Genomic DNA, 18,631 nt, shown 5'->3' with positions numbered 1-18,631 from the left:
GGGGCGGCACGGTAAAAACAGGCCGCGGCGGGGGGCGTGGCAGGCTGGGCGTGTGGCGAACTCCCCCTCGGGCGACTCGATGACCGACCGGCTGGTGCGGATCCTCGAGACCTTCACGCCCACCCGGACGGTGCAGACCGCCGCGGAGATCGCACGGCGGGCGGGCCTGCCCGATTCCACCGCCCACCGCATCGTCGGGGAGCTGGTCGCCACGGGGCTGCTCGAGCGCGACGACGACCGGCGCGTGCGGGTGGGGATGCGCCTGTGGGAACTGGCGACCCGCTCCTCCCGCGCCCTCCGGCTGCGTCAGGTCGCCCTGCCCTACATGGAGCGCGTCCAGGCCCGCGTCCGTGAGCACACGCAGCTGGCCATCCGGGAGCAGGATGAAGCGCTGTTCCTGGAGCGGCTGAGCGACCCCGCCTCCGGCGCGAACGTCACGCGCATCGCCGGTCGCCTGCCGCTGCACGCGTCGTCGTCGGGGCTCGTCCTGCTCGCCCACGCCGAGACGGACGTGCAGGAGCGCGTCCTGTCCGCGCCGCTGCGAGCGATGTCACCGCACACCCTCGTCGATCCGGCCGCGCTGCGGCGGAAGCTCGCGGAAGTGCGGCGACTCGGGCATGCCGCCGCACCCGGGTACATCGAGAGCGTGTCCACCGGGGTGGCAGTGCCCATCCGTGAGCGCACCGGCGAGGTCGTCGCGGCCCTGTCGGTCGTACTCCCCCGCGACGCGCCGATCGAGCAGCCGCTCGCCGAGCTGCGCCGCGCGGCTGTGGACATCGAAGTCGCGCTCGATCCGCCTCCCATTGAACGGGGCTCCGTCCCCGCGGAGCGGCGCTGATCCTCCAGGATCGGGGAGTACGTCCGTCGAAGGAGACCCCATGACCACCTCCGTCCGCACCCGTGTGGCCATCATCGGCGCCGGCCCCGCCGGGCTGCTGCTCTCGCACCTGCTGGCAGACGCCGGCATCGAGTCGGTCGTGATCGATTCGCGCACCCGCGCGGAGATCGAGACGACGATCCGTGCCGGGATCCTCGAGCAGGGCACCGTCGAGGTGCTGGAGGCCACCGGCGCCTCCGAGCGCGTCCGCACCGCAGGCAACCGCCATGACGGCATCGAGCTGCGCTTCGCCGGCGAGGGGCACAGGATCGACTTCGCCGGCCTGGTCGGGCGAGGGGTGTGGCTGTACCCGCAGCACGAGGTGCTCAAAGACCTCATCGCGGCGCGACTGGCGGGCGGGCAGGATCTGCGCTTCGGCGTGAGCGCCCAGCGCGTCGAGGGCGCCGACACCGACCGCCCCCGGGTCATCGCGACCGACGCGGATGGCGCGCCGCTGGAGATCGAGGCCGACTTCGTCGTCGGCGCCGACGGCTCACGCAGCGTCGCCCGCGAGGCGGTCACGGGCTCGAGCACCGGCGGATACTTCCGCGAGTACCCGTTCGCGTGGTTCGGCATCCTGTGCGAGGCCCCGCCCAGCGCCGAGGAGCTCATCTACAGCAACTCCCCCGACGGTTTCGCGCTCATCAGCCAGCGCAGCGCGACGATCCAGCGCATGTACTTCCAGTGCGATCCGGAGACCGACCCCACCGCCTTCAGCGAGGCGGAGCTGTGGGATGCGCTGCAGACCCGGGTTCCGGGCACGACCCTGCGGGAGGGTCCCATCTTCCAGCGCGACGTGCTGCGGTTCCGCAGCTTCGTGGCGCACGAACTGCGCCGGGGCCGGGTGGCCCTCGTCGGGGACGCCGCGCACACCGTCCCCCCGACCGGCGCGAAGGGCATGAACCTCGCCGTCGCGGACGTGCTGGTCCTCGAGCGCGCGCTGCGCGCCCTGCTCCAGGAGGGCGACGAGCGGCTCGTTGACGCGTACGCCGAGACGGCCCTCCGGCGCATCTGGAAGGCGCAGCACTTCTCGTGGTGGATGACCAACATGCTGCACGTCGCCCCCGACGCATCCGAGTTCGATCGACTGCGCCAGGTGGGCGAGCTGCGCAGCGTCGTCGAGTCAGAGCACGGGCGCGCGTATCTGGCTGAGGCGTACACCGGCTGGCCGCTCTGACGCGCGCGCGGGGCCGGCGGTGATCGGCAGCCGCGGCGCGGCGACTTGCATCATGACGGCGGAGCGACTGCAATATATTGCATGCCGATTCCCCCTGACGTCCCCGCGCTCGACCGCATGCTCCTCCGGGACGACGTCTACGGACGGCTGCGCGACGCCATCGTCAACGGGACGTTCGAGCCGGGCGAGCAGCTGAGGGACGGGGAGCTCGCGGCATGGCTGGGCGTGAGCCGCACCCCCGTGCGGGAGGCTTTGCTGCGGCTGGCGGCCAGTGGTCTCGTGGTGACGCAGCCGGGGCGTTCCACGACGGTCAGCACCATCGACGACGACACCGTCCGCGAGGCGCGCGATGTCGTCGCCGCGATGCACGAGCTCTCCGTCCGCGAGGGCGTGTCACGGCTGGAGGCGGACGACATCGAGCGGATGCGCGCGGCGAACCGGCGCTTCGCGGAAGCACTGGAAGCCGGCGACACCGACGCAGCGCTGCGCGCCGACGACGAGCTGCACGCCGTCGTGATCGCCGCGGCGCACAATCGGGCGCTGGCCGCCGTGCTGGAGCTGTTCCACCCCGTCGTCCGGCGAGCCGAGCGACTGCGGTTCGGCTCGGACGACGGGCACGCGTCGATCGAGCGGCACGAACGCTTCATCGCCCTGTGCGCCGCCGGCGACACCGAAGCCGCCGCCCGGCTGACGTACGAGACGTGGCACAGCCTCGCCGCGGCGGCCGCCTCCGGCTCCGCCGCCTGAAGCGGCCGGCCGGTCAGGACTCGGCGCGCAGGATCCGGTTCAGCGCCTGCAGGGCGTCCAGGGCGTTGTCGAGCATGTCCTGATGCTCCGGGGTGAGCCGGTCGAACGCGGCGGCGAGCCCCTCGGTCCAGGCATCGGTGATCGCCCGGTGCTCGGATGCGCCGCGGTCGGTGGCGAAGATGCGGACGATGCGGCCGTCGGAGGGGTCGGTCTCTTTCACCACGAAGCCGCGCTGCTGGAGGAGGCGGACCGCCGTGCTGACATTGGGCTGCTGCAGCCCGAGCGCGGCGGCCAGTTCGCCGATCGTCGCCCCCGGGCCATCCAGCACCTGCTTGAGCAGCGCGATCTCGCTCGTGGGCAGCGGACCGACCCCTGCCCGGCCCGGGGCGCGACGGTGGATCGTCCACGCGAGCTCCCGCAGCGTGACCCTGAGCTGCGCGCGCGGGGTGAGCGACTCCGGCATGCATCGACAGTAGTCCCTGCCCACCCTCATGCGGCGCTCCAGCATGTGCTCGTTCACCGCCCGGTGAAATCCGGTCGCCTCTTCTCCTGGAACGCGGCGAAGCCCTCCCGGTAGTCGGCGGTGTCGCGCAGAGCCTCCTGCGCGAGGTTCTCCGCCGCCACGGTCTCCCACAGCCCCGCCCGGTCTTCGCGGAGGAGCGCGATGATGCGCTTGCTCTCCACGAACGCGGCGGTGGGGCCGGATGCGGCGGCCAGCGCGGCCGCGGAGACGGCCTCGTGCACCTCGGCGGCCGGCAGGCTTCGCGAGAACAGACCGAGCCGGACCGCCTCCTCGCCCGAGAGCAGGCCGCCCGAGTAGATGAGGTCGAGCGTGCGGTGTGCCCCGAGCCGCTCGTAGAACAGCGCGTGGCCGCCGGAGTCGAGCGTCGCGCCCAGCGCGGCGAACGGCGATCCGACTTTGGCGGTGTCGGCGACATAGACCACGTCGGTGGCGATGAGCAGGCCCAGGCCCACCCCGAGGCACGCCCCGTGGGCGGCGGCGAACGTGGGCGCGGGAAAGCGGGCCATCCGTTTCAGCAGCGGCGTGAGAAGGCCCGCCAGGTAGCCGCGCACGTCGTCGGTGGCCGGGTCGACGCCGGAGATGTCGCGTCCGGCGCAGAACGCCCGCCCCTCCCCGCGCAGCACGAGCGCACGCACACCGGCCGCCTCGGCGTCGGCGTACGCGGTGTCGAGGCTGCGCAGGGCCGCCTCGTCGAGCGCGTTGAGCTTGGCCGGATTGTTCAGCACCACGTGCGCGACATCACCGTCGATGTGCAGTTCGATCATCGTCGGCCTCAGTTGTCGTAGTCGACCGCGACGCGGTCGGTGGTGGGATGCGACTGGCACGTGAGCACGTAGCCGCGCTCGATCTCGTCGGGCTCGAGGGCGTAGTTCTCCGTCATCGTGACCGAACCGGTCACCACGCGGGCCCGGCACGTCCCGCACACCCCGCCCGCGCACGCGAAGGGCGTGTCGGGGCGCACGCGCAGCGCCGCATCCAGGATCGATTCGCGGGCGCTCACGGGCGACTGGACGCTCGCCGACTGACCGTCCAGCGTGAATTCGATCGTGCGCACCGGTTCGTCCGCGCGCACCTGCACCGGTCGCCGCGGACCCGCGGGCGCGCCCGCCTCTCCCGTCGTGAACAGCTCGTATCGCACGTGCGCCCGATCCACGCCGACGTCGGCGAGGGTGTCACGGCACACCTGAACGAGCTCGAACGGTCCGCACAGGAACCACTCGTCGATCGTCTGCGGCGGGATGAGGCCGTCGAGGATGCGGCGGAGCCGCTCTTCGTCGAGGCGCCCCGACAGCACGGGGGCCGCGCGCTGCTCGCGCGAGAGGACGTGGTGCAGCGCGAACCGGGTCGGATAGCGGTCCTTCAGGTCCGCCAGCTCGTCGAGGAACATGACATCCAGGGTCGAGCGGTTGGTGTAGACCAGCGTGAAGCGTGAGGTTCCCGAGCGGGCGAGCACGGTGGTCGCCAGCGCCATGACCGGCGTGATGCCCGAGCCCGCGGCGATGCCGGCGACGTGGGCGCCGTCCAGGTCGGCGAGCGTCGTGGTGAACGTTCCCTGCGGGCTCATGACGTCGATCTCGTCGCCGGGATGCAGGTCGGTCTGCGCCCACGCGGAGAACCAGCCCCCGGAGTTGCGTTTGATCGCCACGCTCACCGAGCCCGGCGCGGGCGGCCGGCACAGCGAGTACGAGCGGCGCACCTCGTGTCCGTCCAGCCGTGCCCGCAGGGCGACGTACTGTCCGGGAAGGTAGTCGTACTCCGCGGCCAGGTCGTCGGGGACGGTGAAGGTGACCTCGACGGAGTCCGCCGTCAGCGGGCGCACTTCCGCGACGCGCAGCGGGTGGAAGCGCGCACGGGGACGCCCGCGGTCGGCACCGCCCACGGCGGTGTGGAGGAGGGCGTCGGCGACCGCCTCGGTACGGGCGACGGGAGGCGGGGGCGCCATCAGTGCACCTTGAAGAAGTCGAAGGGCTCCAGGCACGCCCGGCATTCGTAGAGGGCCTTGCACGAGGTGGAGCCGAAGCGCGTGACCTCGCGCGTGTTCAGCGAACCGCAGCGCGGGCACTTCACGCCCAGCTGCAGCCGCACCGGCCCCCGGGCGGCGGCACGCCCGGTGGGCGGGGCGATGCCGTACTCGGTGAGCTTGCGCTTGCCCGCATCGCTCATCCAGTCCGTCGTCCACGCCGGCGCCAGCACGAGATCGACCTCGACCCGGTCGTACCCTTCGGCCGAGAAGGCGAGGGCGAGGTCCTGCCGGATCGTGTCCATCGCGGGGCATCCCGAATACGTGGGGGTGATCGTCACCACGACGCCGTCGTCCCGCTCGCGCACGTCGCGCAGGATGCCGAGGTCCTCGATCGTGAGCACCGGCACCTCCGGGTCGCACACCCGGGCGGCGATGTCCCAGGCCCGGCCGCGCGCGGTCACCATGTCGCCCCCGGATGCTGACGGGCGAGCACCTGCATCTCGGCGAGCAGGGGACCCAGCGTGGCGAAGTGCGCGCCGTCGCGCCCGCCGGCTCTCGAGGGCTGCACCGACGGCACGTCGAGTCCGGCCTCCGCCAGGACGGCGGCGATGACGTCGTCGAACCCCGGACGCAGCGCGGAGGGCCGCGGCGCGACGCCCTCGAGCCGATCGAGGAGGTCGTCGTCACGGAAGAGCTCGTCCACGTAGGGCCACATGTCGGTCAGCGCCGCGATCATGCGTCGCCGCGATTCGTCGGTTCCGCCGGCCAGCCGCAGCGTCCACGTCACGGCATGGTCGCGGTGGTAGTCGACCTCCTTGACGGCCTTCGCCGCGATCGCCGCGAGCGACGGGTCGGCCGACCCGCTGAGTGCCGTGTAGAGCTCGACCATGTAACCGGCGGCGACCAGCTGGCGCGCGATCGTGTGCGCGAAGTCCCCGTTGGGCTGCTCCACGAGCCACGAGCTGCGGAACTCCGGCTCGTCGCGCCAGTACGCCAGGTCGTCCTCAGAGCGGCCGTCCGCGGTGCCGGCGTAGCGCAGCAGCGAGCGGGCGTGCCCGAGCAGGTCGAGGGCGATGTTCGCCAGCGCGACGTCCTCCTCCAGCTCGGGGGCATGGGCGACCCAGGCGCTGAGCTGCTGAGAGAGGATGAGGGCGTCATCGCCGAGGCGGAGGGCGTACTCGGCCACGTCCGCCGACGCGGCGCGGCCATCCTCCCCGGCCAGTTCGGCCGAGAGCTCGATCTCGTCGACGGTGACCTCGCCGTGCACGTCGGCCTCGATCGGATGCTGCGGCTGTCCGGGGGCGCTCACAGGTGCGGTACCCCCTCGGACGCGGTGTAGTACGACGCGTGCCGGTAGTTCTTGCCGGCCGGGCTCTCGAAGAACGCGCCCTTCGCGTCGGGATCGCTCGTGGTGATCGCGTCGGCGGGCACGACCCAGATCGACACGCCCTCATTCCGCCGCGTGTACAGGTCGCGCGCGTTGCGCACGGCGAGCGCCGCGTCGGGGGCGTGCAGCGAGCCGACGTGGACGTGACTCAGTCCCCGCTTGGCGCGGACGAACACCTCCCACAGGGGCCACTGCTCGGCAGGCGATGCACCCGGCGCCGACATCACGCCACCTGCCGTCCGTCAGCGCGGGCGGCCTGCGTGCGCGCGTACGCGGCGGCCGCCTCCCGCACCCACGCGCCGCTCTCGTGCGCGTCGCGGCGGTTCTGCAGTCGCACGGCGTTCATGGGTCCGCGACCGGCGAGCACTTCGGAGAACTCGGTCCAGTCGATCTCGCTCGTGTGCCACCGCTCGTTCTCGGCGTCCCAGCGCAGCTCGGGGTCCGGCAGCGTCACCCCGAGCGCCTCCGCCTGGGGGACGAGCATCCCGATGAAGCGCTGACGCAGGTCGTCGTTGGAGAACCGCTTGATCTTCCACGCCGTGGACCGCGCCGAGTTCGGCGACTCGTCGTCGGGGGGCCCGAACATCATCAGGCTCGGCCAGTACCAGCGGTTCACCGCATCCTGCGCCATCCGCTGCTGCGCCTCGGTGCCGCGCATGAGCGTGAGGAGGATCTCGAACCCCTGCCGCTGGTGGAAGGACTCCTCCTTGCAGATGCGCACCATGGCCCGCCCGTAGGGCCCGTACGACGCACGGCACAGCGGCACCTGGTTGCAGATCGCCGCGCCGTCCACGAGCCATCCGATCGCGCCCATGTCGGCCCACGTGGGCGTCGGGTAGTTGAAGATCGAGGAGTACTTCGCCTTGCCGTCGATGAGCTGCTGCGTCATCTCCTCGCGTGTGATGCCGAGCGTCTGGGCCGCGGAGTACAGGTACAGTCCGTGCCCGGCCTCGTCCTGCACCTTGGCCAGGAGGATCGCCTTGCGCTTGAGGCTCGGCGCACGCGTGATCCAGTTGCCCTCGGGCTGCATGCCGATGATTTCGGAGTGCGCGTGCTGCGAGATCTGCCGGATGAGGGTCTTCCGATACGCCTCGGGCATCCAATCCCGCGGCTCGATACGGGAGTCGGCGGCGATGATCTCGTCGAAGCGGGCCTGCGCCTCGTCTTCGGCGGCCAGGACGGCCGCGTCGGATGCTGTCATCTTCGACTCCTTAACAGAACGATCGTTCAGTTAGTCTAACCGCGGGTTCACCGTCGGGCAACCGCGGGTCATCGGTTGTCATAGACGCGCTTGTACTTGCCTTCGCTGCGCGGGAGCGTGCCGGGCTCCTCCACCACCACGTCCACCGACGTGCCGATATGCACCTTGATGCGCTGGGCGAGCACCTCGGCGGCCGCCTCGCACGTCTCCCGGTCGAGGTCGGGGTGCCGCTCGATCCGAACGGCCATGACGTCCATGCGCCCGGCCCGGCTCAGCTCGAGGATGAAGTGCGGGGTCAGCGTCTCGATCCCCATCACGAGCTCCTCGATCTGGGTGGGGAAGAGGTTCACGCCGCGCAGGATGATCATGTCGTCGTTGCGGCCGGTGATCTTCTCGATGCGGCGCATCGCCGGGTACGCGGTGCCCGGGAGCAGCCGGGTGAGGTCGCGCGTCCGGTAGCGGATGACGGGGAAGGCCTCCTTCGTGAGCGACGTGAACACGAGCTCCCCGAGGTCTCCGTCCGGTACCGGTTCCCCGCTCTCGCCGTCGATCGTCTCGGGCAGGAAATGGTCCTCCCACACGTGCGGGCCGTCCTTGGTCAGCACGCTCTCGCTGGCCACCCCCGGCCCCATGACTTCGCTGAGCCCGTAGATGTCGACGGCGTCGATGTCCAGGCGCCGCTGGATCTCTGCACGCATCTCGTTGGTCCACGGCTCCGCGCCCAGGACGGCCACCTTGAGAGACGTGGTGGTCGGATCGATGCCGGCCTGCTGCATCGCGTCGGCGATCGTGAGCAGATAGCTCGGCGTGCACAGGATCGCGTCCGGCTCGAAGTCGCGGATGAGTTGCACCTGCCGCGCGGTCTGACCGCCCGACATCGGGATGACCGTCGCGCCGAGCTTCTCGATCCCCCCGTGCGCGCCGAGGCCACCGGTGAACAGCCCGTATCCGTACGCGTTGTGCACCTTCATCCCCGGCGCGATGCCCGCTGCCCGCAGAGATCGCGCGACGCAATCGGCCCACCGGTCGAGGTCGCCCTCGGTGTACCCCACGACGGTGGGGCGCCCGGTGGTTCCGGAGGAGGCGTGGATGCGGCGCACGTGCGTCATCGGGACGGCGAACATCCCGAACGGGTAGGTCTCGCGCAGGTCCTCCTTCGTCGTGAACGGCAGCCGACGGACGTCGGCCAGTGACCGGATGTCGTCGGGCGTGACGTCGGCCTCGTGAAACTTGCGGCGGTACAGCGGCACGTTCTCGTACGCGTGCCGCACCGTCCACTGCAGGCGCTCCAGCTGCAGCGCCTCGAGCTCCGGGCGCGTGAGGACCTCGGCGGCCGTGTCGCGGAACGCCGCCGCGGAGCCCGTGTCGGGTGTCGTCGTCTTGGGCATGGGGGCTCCCTGGGGGTCACACGGGTCGGTTGGTGGTGAGGGAGCGGCCACGGAACTCCGCGACGGTGTCGCCGGCCTCATCCGCGACCGTTACGTCATAGATGCCGGTGCGGCCGCTGACCGTGCGCCGCACGGCGGTGGCGGTGAGGGTCTGACCGGCGGTGGTGGACTTCAGGAACGTGATGTCGGCGCCGGCGGCGACGGTCACCCGCTCGTCCTCGTTGCACGCGATGGCGAAGGCCGTGTCGGCGAGGGCGAACACGAACCCGCCGTGGGTGATCGCGAAGCCGTTGGTCATGTCCTCGCGCACCCGCATGCTCACCACCGCGACGCCCGGTTCATCGCGTTCGACGACCATCCCCAGCGACGCCGAGGCGCGGTCGCTCTGCATCATGGCGCGCAGTGCCGTGTCGCTCATCGGGCGCCGACCTCCTCGCGCACGGCGCCGGTGTCGACGCGTTCGCCGTCGGTCTTGGCCACGAGGGTCAGGACGTCGTACGAGGCCACCAGCTCGTCGTTCTGGTTGAGGATGACCGCATCCCAGCGCACCTCGCCGTAGTCGTCAGTCTCGCGAGGGGTGATCTGCTTGGCCGTGAGCACCACCCGGATCTCATCGCCGGGCGAGACCGGCGTGACGAAGCGGAGGTTCTCCAGGCCGTAGTTGGCGAGCACGGGACCGGGTTCGGGATCGACGAACAGCCCGGCCGCCCATGACACCAGCAGGTAGCCGTGGGCCACACGCCCGGGGAAGAACGGATTGGCCGCGGCTGAGGCCTCGTCCATGTGCGCGTAGAAGGTGTCGCCGGTGAAGCGGGCGAAGGTCTCGATGTCGTCCAGCGTCACCGCGCGCGAGGCCGACGCCACCTGGTCGCCGATGCGCAGCTCGCTCAGCGCCTTGCGGAAGGGGTGGCGGCCGCCGGGGGCGGATGCGGCGCCGGCGTGCCACACGCCGGTCAGCGCCGTCAGGGTCTCGGGAGAACCCTGGAGGGCGGTGCGCTGCATGTGGTGCAGCACCGCACGGATGCCGCCGAGCTCCTCCCCGCCGCCGGCCCGCCCCGGTCCGCCGTGGACCAGATGCGGCACGGGCGATCCGTGACCGGTGGAGGTGCGCGCGTTGTCGCGGCTGAGGAAGAGGATCCGGCCGTTGTACGCGCCGATCCGGGTCATCAGCTCCCGCGCGACCTCGTCCTCGTGGGTCGCGACGCTCGTGACGAGAGACCCGCCACCCCGCGTGACGAGCTCGGCGGCCTCGGCCACCGTGCGGTAGGGCAGCACCGTGGCCACCGGCCCGAACGCCTCGATCTCGTGCGCGGCGGGGGTCGTGGCATCGGCGAAGCCGATGATCATGGGCGAGAGGAACGCGCCCTCATCCGCGCGACCGACAGTGCCGTCGGCGCGCACGACCTCCGGCGCCTCCGTCGAACCCAGCAGGAGTTCTCCGCCGGCGTCGCGGAGAACCTCCACCTGACGCAGCACCTCGTCGCGCTGAGCGCGGGAGACCACCGGTCCCATCGTGACCGATTCGGCGTGCGGGTCGCCGATCACGACGCGCTCGTCGATCTTCGCCTTGAGCGCCCCGACGACGTCGGTCACCGCATCCGCCGGCACGATCGCCCGGCGGATCGCGGTGCACTTCTGTCCCGCCTTGGTCGTCAACTCCACCAGCAGCTGCTTGACGTACGCATCGAATTCGGGCGTGCCCGCAGTGGCATCGGGACCCAGCACCGACGCGTTGATGGAGTCGGTCTCGCTCGTGAACCTCACGCGGCCGGACTGCACGTTGTCGTGGCGGCGCAGCCGGTCGGCGGTGGAGGAGCTGCCGGTGAACCCCACGATGTCGCCGAGTTCGAGGCGGTCCAGGAGGTCGGGCACGCTGCCGCTGACCAGCTGCAGCGACCCGGCCGGGAGGAGGCCGGTGTCGACGAGGATGCGCACCCACGCCTCGGCCACGTAGGCCGTCGGCGTCGCGGGCTTGATCACGGAGGGCATCCCGGCGAGGAATGCGGGAGCGAACTTCTCCAGCGCCCCCCATGTGGGGAAGTTGAAGGCGTTGATCTGCACGGCCGCACCGGGAAGACGCGTGTACACGTGCCGGCCGAGGAAGGAGCCGTCCTTCGACAGCGACTCGACCGGGCCGTCGAGGTAGACCTTCGCGTTGGGCAGTTCGCGCCGCGCCTTGGAGGAGTACGTGAAGAGCACCCCGATCCCGCCGTCGATGTCGCTCAGCGAGTCGCGCACGGTGGAGCCGGAGTGGCGGGACAGCTCGTAGAGCTCCTCTTTGCGCTCCCCCAGCGCCAGCGCGAACTGCTTGAGCAGCATCGCGCGCTGATGGAAGGTCAGTTCGCCGAGGCTCGCCTGCCCCACGGTGCGCGCGTGGCCGAGCACCGCGTCCAGGTCGACGCCGCGCGCGCTGACGGTGGCGACCGCTTCACCCGTGGAGGCGTCGTGCACCGTCGTGGCGCCGGAGGCGTCGTCGGGGGTCCACCAGGCGTCGCGCAGATAGCTGGGCAGGATGGTGCTCATCGATCACTCCATTCGTAGAAGCCGCGGCCGCTCTTGCGGCCCAGATGTCCCCCCGCGACGAGGTCGCGCAGCAGCCGGGGCGGCGTGAACCGGTCGCCCAGCTGCGCGGAGAGCTCCTCCGCGATCCCCAGGCGCACGTCCAGGCCCACGAGATCCGTCGTGCGCAGCGGGCCGACCGGATGCCGGTAGCCCAGCTCCATCGCCGCGTCGATGTCGGCCGCCGAGGCGACGTCCTCCTCGAGCATCCGGATCGCTTCGAGGGCGAGGGCCACGCCCAGGCGGCTGGAGGCGAAGCCGGGCGAATCGCGGACCACGACGGCGCGCTTGCCGAGGGCGTCGACCCAGTCCACGGCGGCCGCGCCCACGGCCGGGTCGGTCGCGGCACCGAGGACGACCTCGACGAGGCCGGACGCGGGAACGGGGTTGAAGAAGTGGAGCCCGAGGAAGCGGCCCGGCCGCTCCAGCGACGCGGCGAGCCCGTCGATGGAGATCGACGACGTGTTCGAGGCGAGCACGCCCTCGGGCGACAGTGCGGACTCGGCCCGCCGCAGGGCGTCGAGCTTGAGTGCGCTGTCCTCCGGCACCGCCTCGACCACCAGCCCGGCACCGGTGAAGGCGGCGAGGTCGGTGCCGGAGAAGATCAGGGCCTCGAGCTCGGCGAGGCCGCGGGAGGTGGCTCCGCGCTCGACCGACGTACGCAGGCTCTCGCGGATGCGCCGGGTAGCCGCATCCGCCGACGGCCCGTCGCGTTCGACCACGGCCACGTGGGCGCCTGCCAGCGCGAACGCGTGGGCGATACCCGCTCCCATGCGGCCTCCGCCCAGCACCCCGACATGTGAGGGGATCGGCGCGGTCATGCCCTGCCCCGTTCCAGGAACGCCGTCATGCGCCGCTCCTTCTCCGGGCTTTCGAACAGCTCGGCCTGCAGGTCGAGTTCGATCGCGGGGTGGGCCTCGCGCGGTGCGAGGAGGGCGCGCTTGGTGGAGCGGGTGGCGAGGGGATCGTTCGCGGCGATGCGGTCGGCGATCGCGTGCGCGGCCGGCAGGAGGGATTCGGCGGGATGAACGGCGTTCAGCAGTCCCCACACGAGCGCCTCTTCGGCGTCGAGGATGCGTCCGGTCAGCAGCAGCTCCGTGGCTCTGGCTTCCCCCACGATCTGCGGCAGCCGCCACGTCGCCCCCGCGGCGGCGATGATGCCCAGCCCCGTCTCGGGGTTGCCGATGCGTGCGGCGGGGCTCCCGAGACGGAGGTCGGCGGCGTAGGCCAGTTCCGCACCCCCGCCCAGCGCGTAGCCGTCGATCGCGGCGATCACCGGCATCGGCAGGTCGCGGATGCGCCGGAAGGCGAGCGTGTTGATTCCCGCTCGCGCGTCGTCGGCGCGCCGCGCACGGAGCTGGGCGATGTCGGCCCCCGAGGCGAAGACGCCGTCGGCGCCGGTGAGGATGAGCACGCGGGGCGCGGCTTCCAGTTCGGCGCACAGGACGTGCAGCCGGTCGATCATCGCCTGGTCGATCGCGTTGCGGACCTCCGGGCGATTCAGCGTCGCCACGACGCGGTCGTCATGCCGCTCGATGAGGAGGGGGTCAGCCATCGATGCGCTCCACACCGCCGACGAAGAAGACCTTGGACATCGTCATCCTCTCGTGCGCCGTCGCAGGATCCACATCTTTGCAGACCGATCGTTCAGTAATAGTGTCAGAGGGCAGCCGGTTGGGCAAGGCGCCGACGGCGGAGAGAGGCAGCGATGACCGGCATACCCTGGCGGATCACCCCGGGCGATCTCGACGTCAAGCTCGGCATCGAGGTGCGCGAGCAGTCGCCCGAGCGCGTCGTGGCGACGATGCCGGTGGCGGGCAACACGCAGTCGCTCGGGCGCCTCCACGGCGGCGCCACGGCGGCCCTGGCCGAAGCCATCGGATCGTGGGCCGCGATGATCCACGCCAGCACGCTGGGCAAGGTGTGCGTCGGCGTGGACCTGAACATCACGCACCACCGGGGCGCCCGCTCGGGCGTCGTCACCGGCACCGCGACGGCACTGCATCGCGGCCGGCGGATGGCCACGTACGACATCCGAGTAACCGGGGAGGATGGCGCACTCCTGGCCACCGCCCGGATCAGCAACCTCCTCGTCGACCCCGACTGACCCCCCATCGCCGGGACACTTCCCGCGCCGCGGTCACCTCCGCTATGTTGTGCTTTACTCACCGATCGGTCAGGAATCCCGCTCGGCCGGCCCCACCCGAACAATGGAGTTCACCATGGCGTCAACGACGCAAGACCGCACGCCCTCGGCTGCGGTGACCCGCGAGGAGCGCAAGGTCCTGGCCGGCACCCTCGTGGGCACATCCATCGAGTGGTACGACTTCTTCATCTACGCGCAGGCGGCAGGGCTCGTCCTCGCGCCACTGTTCCTCGCGCCGCTGGCCGCCTCGAATCCGGGGCTGGCGCAGGTGCTCTCGTTCGCCACGATCGGGATCTCCTTCCTCTTCCGCCCCCTGGGCGCCGTCGTCGCCGGACACCTCGGCGACCGCCTCGGCCGCAAGAAGATGCTCGTGCTCACCCTCATCATGATGGGCGCCTCGACCGCGCTGATCGGCGTGCTCCCCACGTATGCCGCGGCGGGCATCGTCGCCCCGATCCTGCTCATTCTGCTGCGCATCCTGCAGGGCTTCTCCGCCGGCGGCGAGTGGGGCGGCGCAGCGCTGCTGTCCGTCGAACACGCGCCGGCCGGGCGGCGCGGATTCTTCGGCGCGTTCCCACAGATCGGCGTGCCGATCGGCATGATCCTCGCCACCGCCACCCTGTGGATCCTGACCTCGTCGATGTCGGCGGAGGCGTTCCTGGAGTGGGGCTGGCGCATCCCGTTCCTCTTCTCGATCGTGCTCATCGCGATCGGCTACGTCATCCGGCGCGCGGTGGAGGAGAGCCCCGTCTTCGAGGACCTCATGCGCCGCCGCAAGGAGTCCTCGGCCCCGCTCGGGCAGCTGTTCCGCAAGAACTGGCGCGAGGTCGCCCTGACGGCCGTGGTCTTCATCGGCAACAACGCCGCGGGCTACCTGCTCATCGCCTTCTTCGCGACGTACGCCGTCGCGGTGCTGGGGATGGACCGCCCCACGGTGCTGCTGGCGACCACGCTGGCCTCCTTCGGCTGGCTCGGGTTCACGCTGTGGGGCGGGCGGGTCTCCGATCGCCTCGGACGCGTCCGCACGTTCCAGATCGGCTACCTCTTCCTCGCGCTGTGGGCGATTCCGATGTGGTTCCTCATCGACACCGCGAACATCGTCTGGTACTTCGTCGCGCTGTTCGTGATGACGTTCGGCCTCGGCCTGTCCTACGGGCCGCAGGCGGCGCTGTACGCCGAGATGTTCCCGGCCAACGTCCGCTACTCCGGCGTCTCGATCGGCTACGCGCTCGGCGCCATCCTCGGCGGGGCGTTCGCGCCGATGATCGCCGAGGCGCTGTTCGGGGCGACGGGGATGTCGTGGACGATCGGCGCCTACATCGCCCTGGCCGCGGTGATCTCCCTGGTCGGGGTGTCGCTCATCAAGGAGCCGAAGGGCATCGACCTGCACGCGTGACGCGTCAGTGGGGCGATTGGAGCCCGTCCAGCGCGACCGTCATGATGTCGTGCCCGAGGCGGTCTCCGTCGACCGGCCCGCCCGGGCGGTACCACTCCACGACGGAGTTGATCATGCCGAAGATGAGGCGGGCCACCACGGCCGCGTCGACGTCCGTCCGCACGTCGCCCTCACGCTGGGCATCCGCGACCAGGCGCGTCACACGGTGGTCGAACAGACGCCGGCGCTCGAGCGCACTCTGCTCCACGGGGCTGTTGCCGCGCACCCGCAGCAACAGGGTCACCGACGGCAGCTGAGCCACCAGCACGTCGGTGGCGCTGCGGATCACATGGCGCAGCCGATCCGATGCCGGCCCCTCCTGCGCACGCGGGTCGTCGAGCACCGCCTCGAGGCTGCTGAGGGCCTGGTCCAGCGCGACGGCGAGGAGCTCCTCCTTCGACGCGAAGTGGTGGTACAGCGCGGACTTGGTCAGCCCCAGCCGCTGAGCCAGGTCGGCGACGGAGGTGGCGTCGTACCCCTGCTCGTTGAACAGCTGCACGGCGATCTCGAGCACGCGGTCGCGGTCGTATCCCGGCCGACCTCGCCGCGCCGGCGCCGTCACGGCCGCGTCGGTGTCGGAGGTCATGCCGACAAGTCTCGCACTCCGAGCCGGCGACGCGGCGTCAGTCCCGGCCGCGCACGGACGTGCGGATCGAGTAGAGGCTCGTGGTCGCCGTCAGGTACAGGACGTTGCGCTGTCGTCCCCCGAACTCCAGATTGGAGACCGGCTCGGGGACGGCGAGCTTCCACATCTCCACACCGTCGGTGTCGAAGCAGCTCACCCCGTCGGAGGTCGCCGCCCAGATGCGCCCGTGCACGTCGACGCGGATGCCGTCGAAGCCGAAGCTCCCCTCCACGACGGTGCGACGCGACGACACGCCCGCCTCGTCGATCGAGAACGCGGCGATGCTCCCCTGTTCGCTGTCCACGACGTACAGGGTGGATTCGTCGGGCGAGAACGCGAGCCCGTTGGGCTGCGTGAAATCGCCGGAGACCAGCTCGGGCTCGGGCATCCCCTCCGACCAGCGGTACAGACCGCGCACGTCGAGCTCGGGTTCGGCCGCGTGACCCTCGTACTCGTTGAGGCCGTAGGTGGGATCGGTGAACCAGATCTCCCCTGAGGAGGACGCGACGACGTCGTTGGGGCTGTTGAGCCGGCGCCCGGCGATGTGCGAGGCGATGAGGGTCTCACGCCCGTCGTGCTCGCGGCGCACGACGGCGCGCTCGCCCTGCAGGCACGTGATGAGGCGGCCGATCCCGTCGTGCGTGCGGCCGTTGGCGAAGCGTGACGGCTGATCGAACACCGACACGTCCCCGGTCATCTCGTCCAGCCGCAGCGTCCGGTCGTTGGGGATGTCGCTGAAGAGCACGTATCTGCCCTGCACCGAATGGGATGGGCCCTCCAGCCACTTGCCGTCGGAGAAGTGCAGCGTGAGCGTCGTGTCGGTCTTGGTCTCCGCCATCCGTTCGTCCACGACCGTGATCTCCGCCGGAACCGCCATTCCTGTCCTCCCGTTTCCCTGCCGCCCAGTGCGCGCTGCCGCGAGCCTAGTAGAGGGGTGGGGCGCGCAGGCCGCAGGCGGTCGACGTGCTCCATGGTGGGCGGCGATTGGACGCTCCGGTCCTCCCCACGGTGTCCGCGATTCGACTTATCCACCGGTTCTGCCGGTGCTCGTCGGGGCGGGCTCCATGTCGGTGGCCCTCGCTAGTTTGAGGGTATGGAAATCAGCTCCTGGCCTGGGGAAACCACCACGGCGGACGCCACCCGCATGCGGACGGGTCTCGCCGGGCTGCAGGACGCTGACGCGGCCGTCGCGAAGGCGCAGGCGCAGCGGATCCGTTCCCTTGCCGCCCTCGCCGAGGTGGCCACCGGGCAGGTCGCGCGGCTCTCGTCGCGGGACTCCCGGGAGCGGGAGATGCCGATGCGGTCCGTCGCTGCGGAGGTGGCGTTCGCCACGCAGGTGCATGACATGACCGCGCAACGAGAACTCGGCGACGCCCACACCCTCGTCACCCAGTTCGCCGCGACCGTCACCGCGCTGGAGGACGCCCGGATCTCCAAGAGACACGTCGACGTGATCCTGGAAGCCGGGCTGCCGATCGCCGATGACCAGGTCCGCGCGGCGTGGGAGGAAACCGTCCTGGAGTACGCCGCACGACAGGCGCCGGGACGGACGAAGGCCTACGCCCGGCAGCTGGCCGAGGCGGTCAACCCGGAGGGGATGACCGTCCGGCACGCGCGAGCGGCCGAGACCCGGGGCGTGTCGATCATCGACCTCGACGACGGGATGGCGCTGCTGCAGCTGCGGCTGCCCGCGGCGGTGGCGTACGGGATCCGCGACCGGCTCCGCCGGCAAGCCCGCGCCATCCGCGATGCCGCGAACACCGAACGCGCCCGCCGAGCCCACGAAGCCGCCGCCATGGACGGCGCCACCGAGTCAGGCAATGGTGCGCCGTCGCCCACGGATGGAAGCGAGCAGCTCACGGGTCAGACGCTCGACATCACGGTCGAGGGCACGGCGCCGGGCACCGAAGACGAGCCGGTCGTCGACGACACGCGCACCCTGGTCCAGATCGGCGCGGATGTCGCCGCCGACATGCTGCTCACCGGCGCCCCCGCGATCGACCCCACCACCGGAGAACACCTCCCCGGCGGGCTCGGCGCGATCCACGCCCAAGTCCAGGTCGTCGTCCCCGTACTCACACTGCTCGGCAAGACCGACGCCGGTGCCAGCCTGCACGGGCAGATCCCGATCGACCCCGACACTGCCCGGCACTTCGCCGGCGGGGCGACCGGATGGGACCGGGTGCTGTGTCACCCGATCACCGGGACCGTGCTCGAAGTCGACCGATACACCCCCGGCACCGACCAACGCCGCTACCTCCAAGCCCGAGACCAGCACTGCCGCGGATTCGGCTGCCGCCAACCCGCCCACCGCTGCCAGATCGACCACAACCACGAACACCACGACGGCGGACCCACCGCCCTCAGCAACCTCGCCCACTTCTGCACCCGACACCACACGCTGAAAACCGAAACCGAATGGACCGTCCGGCAGTTACCGGATGGAACAGTCGAGTTCACCAGTCCCCTCGGCAACACCTACACCGACGAACCCCCACCACGGGTGATGTTCATCCCCGACGGAGACCCGCCACCGTTCTGAGCCGGCCTCGCCACGGGCGCAGAAAGGGGATGCGGCGGTGCGCCCGCCGCATCCCCTGGCC

The 18,631-nt window shown here is 71.1% G+C and carries 20 protein-coding genes; 6 read left to right on the top strand and 14 right to left on the bottom strand.

Going from position 1 to position 18,631, the window contains the following annotated elements:
• The first annotated feature begins 52 nt into the window (after positions 1 to 52).
• The 3 genes from E4V99_RS09340 to E4V99_RS09330 all read left to right on the top strand — a co-directional run bounded on the left by E4V99_RS09340 (position 53) and on the right by E4V99_RS09330 (position 2,801).
• Positions 53 to 838 (top strand): IclR family transcriptional regulator, encoded by a 786-nt coding sequence (locus E4V99_RS09340; RefSeq protein WP_135117042.1) that lies wholly within the window; start codon positions 53 to 55, stop codon positions 836 to 838.
• A gap of 40 nt (positions 839 to 878) precedes the next feature.
• Positions 879 to 2,054 carry a 4-hydroxybenzoate 3-monooxygenase gene (locus E4V99_RS09335; RefSeq protein WP_135117041.1) on the top strand — a complete coding sequence of 392 codons (1,176 nt, stop codon included), beginning with the start codon at positions 879 to 881 and terminating at the stop codon, positions 2,052 to 2,054.
• An 81-nt stretch (positions 2,055 to 2,135) separates the two neighbouring features.
• Complete coding sequence (locus E4V99_RS09330) at positions 2,136 to 2,801, top strand: GntR family transcriptional regulator (protein ID WP_135117040.1); 666 nt, start codon at positions 2,136 to 2,138, stop codon at positions 2,799 to 2,801.
• 13 nt (positions 2,802 to 2,814) lie between these two features.
• On the opposite strand, the gene E4V99_RS09325 is transcribed toward E4V99_RS09330, so the two are convergent.
• The 12 genes from E4V99_RS09325 to E4V99_RS09270 form a co-directional block, all read right to left on the bottom strand.
• Entirely contained in the window at positions 2,815 to 3,264 is a 450-nt protein-coding gene (locus E4V99_RS09325) for a MarR family transcriptional regulator (RefSeq protein WP_135117039.1), read from the bottom strand.
• A 53-nt stretch (positions 3,265 to 3,317) separates the two neighbouring features.
• Positions 3,318 to 4,088 (bottom strand): enoyl-CoA hydratase-related protein, encoded by a 771-nt coding sequence (locus tag E4V99_RS09320; protein ID WP_135117038.1) that lies wholly within the window; start codon positions 4,086 to 4,088, stop codon positions 3,318 to 3,320.
• 8 nt (positions 4,089 to 4,096) lie between these two features.
• Positions 4,097 to 5,266 carry a 1,2-phenylacetyl-CoA epoxidase subunit PaaE gene (paaE, locus tag E4V99_RS09315; protein ID WP_135117037.1) on the bottom strand — a complete coding sequence of 390 codons (1,170 nt, stop codon included), beginning with the start codon at positions 5,264 to 5,266 and terminating at the stop codon, positions 4,097 to 4,099.
• Positions 5,266 to 5,751: a 1,2-phenylacetyl-CoA epoxidase subunit PaaD gene (gene paaD / locus E4V99_RS09310; protein WP_135117036.1), complete on the bottom strand. Its 486-nt coding sequence runs from the start codon at positions 5,749 to 5,751 to the stop codon at positions 5,266 to 5,268. The genes paaE and paaD overlap by 1 nt, the downstream gene beginning before the upstream one ends.
• Entirely contained in the window at positions 5,745 to 6,596 is an 852-nt protein-coding gene (gene paaC, locus E4V99_RS09305; RefSeq protein WP_135117035.1) for a 1,2-phenylacetyl-CoA epoxidase subunit PaaC, read from the bottom strand. Before paaC ends, paaD begins: the two co-directional genes overlap by 7 nt.
• Positions 6,593 to 6,898, bottom strand: a complete 306-nt coding sequence (gene paaB / locus E4V99_RS09300) for a 1,2-phenylacetyl-CoA epoxidase subunit PaaB (RefSeq protein WP_135117034.1) — start codon at positions 6,896 to 6,898, stop codon at positions 6,593 to 6,595. Before paaB ends, paaC begins: the two co-directional genes overlap by 4 nt.
• Entirely contained in the window at positions 6,898 to 7,875 is a 978-nt protein-coding gene (gene paaA, locus E4V99_RS09295; RefSeq protein WP_135117033.1) for a 1,2-phenylacetyl-CoA epoxidase subunit PaaA, read from the bottom strand. The genes paaB and paaA overlap by 1 nt, the downstream gene beginning before the upstream one ends.
• Positions 7,876 to 7,943: 68 nt before the next feature.
• Positions 7,944 to 9,263 carry a phenylacetate--CoA ligase PaaK gene (gene paaK / locus E4V99_RS09290; protein ID WP_135117032.1) on the bottom strand — a complete coding sequence of 440 codons (1,320 nt, stop codon included), beginning with the start codon at positions 9,261 to 9,263 and terminating at the stop codon, positions 7,944 to 7,946.
• Between the two features lie 16 nt (positions 9,264 to 9,279).
• Complete coding sequence (gene paaI / locus E4V99_RS09285) at positions 9,280 to 9,681, bottom strand: hydroxyphenylacetyl-CoA thioesterase PaaI (protein ID WP_135117031.1); 402 nt, start codon at positions 9,679 to 9,681, stop codon at positions 9,280 to 9,282.
• Complete coding sequence (gene paaZ, locus E4V99_RS09280; RefSeq protein ID WP_135117030.1) at positions 9,678 to 11,786, bottom strand: phenylacetic acid degradation bifunctional protein PaaZ; 2,109 nt, start codon at positions 11,784 to 11,786, stop codon at positions 9,678 to 9,680. Before paaZ ends, paaI begins: the two co-directional genes overlap by 4 nt.
• Complete coding sequence (locus E4V99_RS09275) at positions 11,783 to 12,643, bottom strand: 3-hydroxyacyl-CoA dehydrogenase family protein (RefSeq protein ID WP_135117029.1); 861 nt, start codon at positions 12,641 to 12,643, stop codon at positions 11,783 to 11,785. The genes paaZ and E4V99_RS09275 overlap by 4 nt, the downstream gene beginning before the upstream one ends.
• Positions 12,640 to 13,377 (bottom strand): enoyl-CoA hydratase/isomerase family protein, encoded by a 738-nt coding sequence (locus E4V99_RS09270; protein ID WP_135117028.1) that lies wholly within the window; start codon positions 13,375 to 13,377, stop codon positions 12,640 to 12,642. Before E4V99_RS09270 ends, E4V99_RS09275 begins: the two co-directional genes overlap by 4 nt.
• 153 nt (positions 13,378 to 13,530) lie before the next feature.
• Between E4V99_RS09270 and E4V99_RS09265 the strand changes: the two genes are divergently transcribed.
• Positions 13,531 to 13,929, top strand: a complete 399-nt coding sequence (locus tag E4V99_RS09265; RefSeq protein ID WP_135069004.1) for a PaaI family thioesterase — start codon at positions 13,531 to 13,533, stop codon at positions 13,927 to 13,929.
• A gap of 115 nt (positions 13,930 to 14,044) precedes the next feature.
• Positions 14,045 to 15,364 (top strand): MFS transporter, encoded by a 1,320-nt coding sequence (locus tag E4V99_RS09260; RefSeq protein ID WP_135117027.1) that lies wholly within the window; start codon positions 14,045 to 14,047, stop codon positions 15,362 to 15,364.
• 4 nt (positions 15,365 to 15,368) lie between these two features.
• Here the strand turns inward: E4V99_RS09260 and E4V99_RS09255 are convergent, their stop codons facing one another.
• Both E4V99_RS09255 and E4V99_RS09250 read right to left on the bottom strand, forming a co-directional pair.
• Positions 15,369 to 15,989, bottom strand: a complete 621-nt coding sequence (locus tag E4V99_RS09255) for a TetR/AcrR family transcriptional regulator (protein WP_135117026.1) — start codon at positions 15,987 to 15,989, stop codon at positions 15,369 to 15,371.
• A 37-nt stretch (positions 15,990 to 16,026) separates the two neighbouring features.
• Positions 16,027 to 16,905, bottom strand: a complete 879-nt coding sequence (locus tag E4V99_RS09250; RefSeq protein WP_135117025.1) for an SMP-30/gluconolactonase/LRE family protein — start codon at positions 16,903 to 16,905, stop codon at positions 16,027 to 16,029.
• Positions 16,906 to 17,121: 216 nt separating this feature from the next.
• Here E4V99_RS09250 and E4V99_RS09245 point away from each other — a divergent pair, with 216 nt between their 5' ends.
• Positions 17,122 to 18,570 carry an HNH endonuclease signature motif containing protein gene (locus tag E4V99_RS09245; protein ID WP_135117024.1) on the top strand — a complete coding sequence of 483 codons (1,449 nt, stop codon included), beginning with the start codon at positions 17,122 to 17,124 and terminating at the stop codon, positions 18,568 to 18,570.
• Positions 18,571 to 18,631: the final 61 nt, after the last annotated feature.

This window comes from Microbacterium sp. dk485 (genome assembly GCF_004570445.1).
Taxonomy (GTDB): Bacteria; Actinomycetota; Actinomycetes; order Actinomycetales; family Microbacteriaceae; genus Microbacterium; species Microbacterium wangchenii.
Note: the sequence above shows the minus strand (reverse complement) of the source record. Positions and strands in the feature narration are given on the sequence as shown.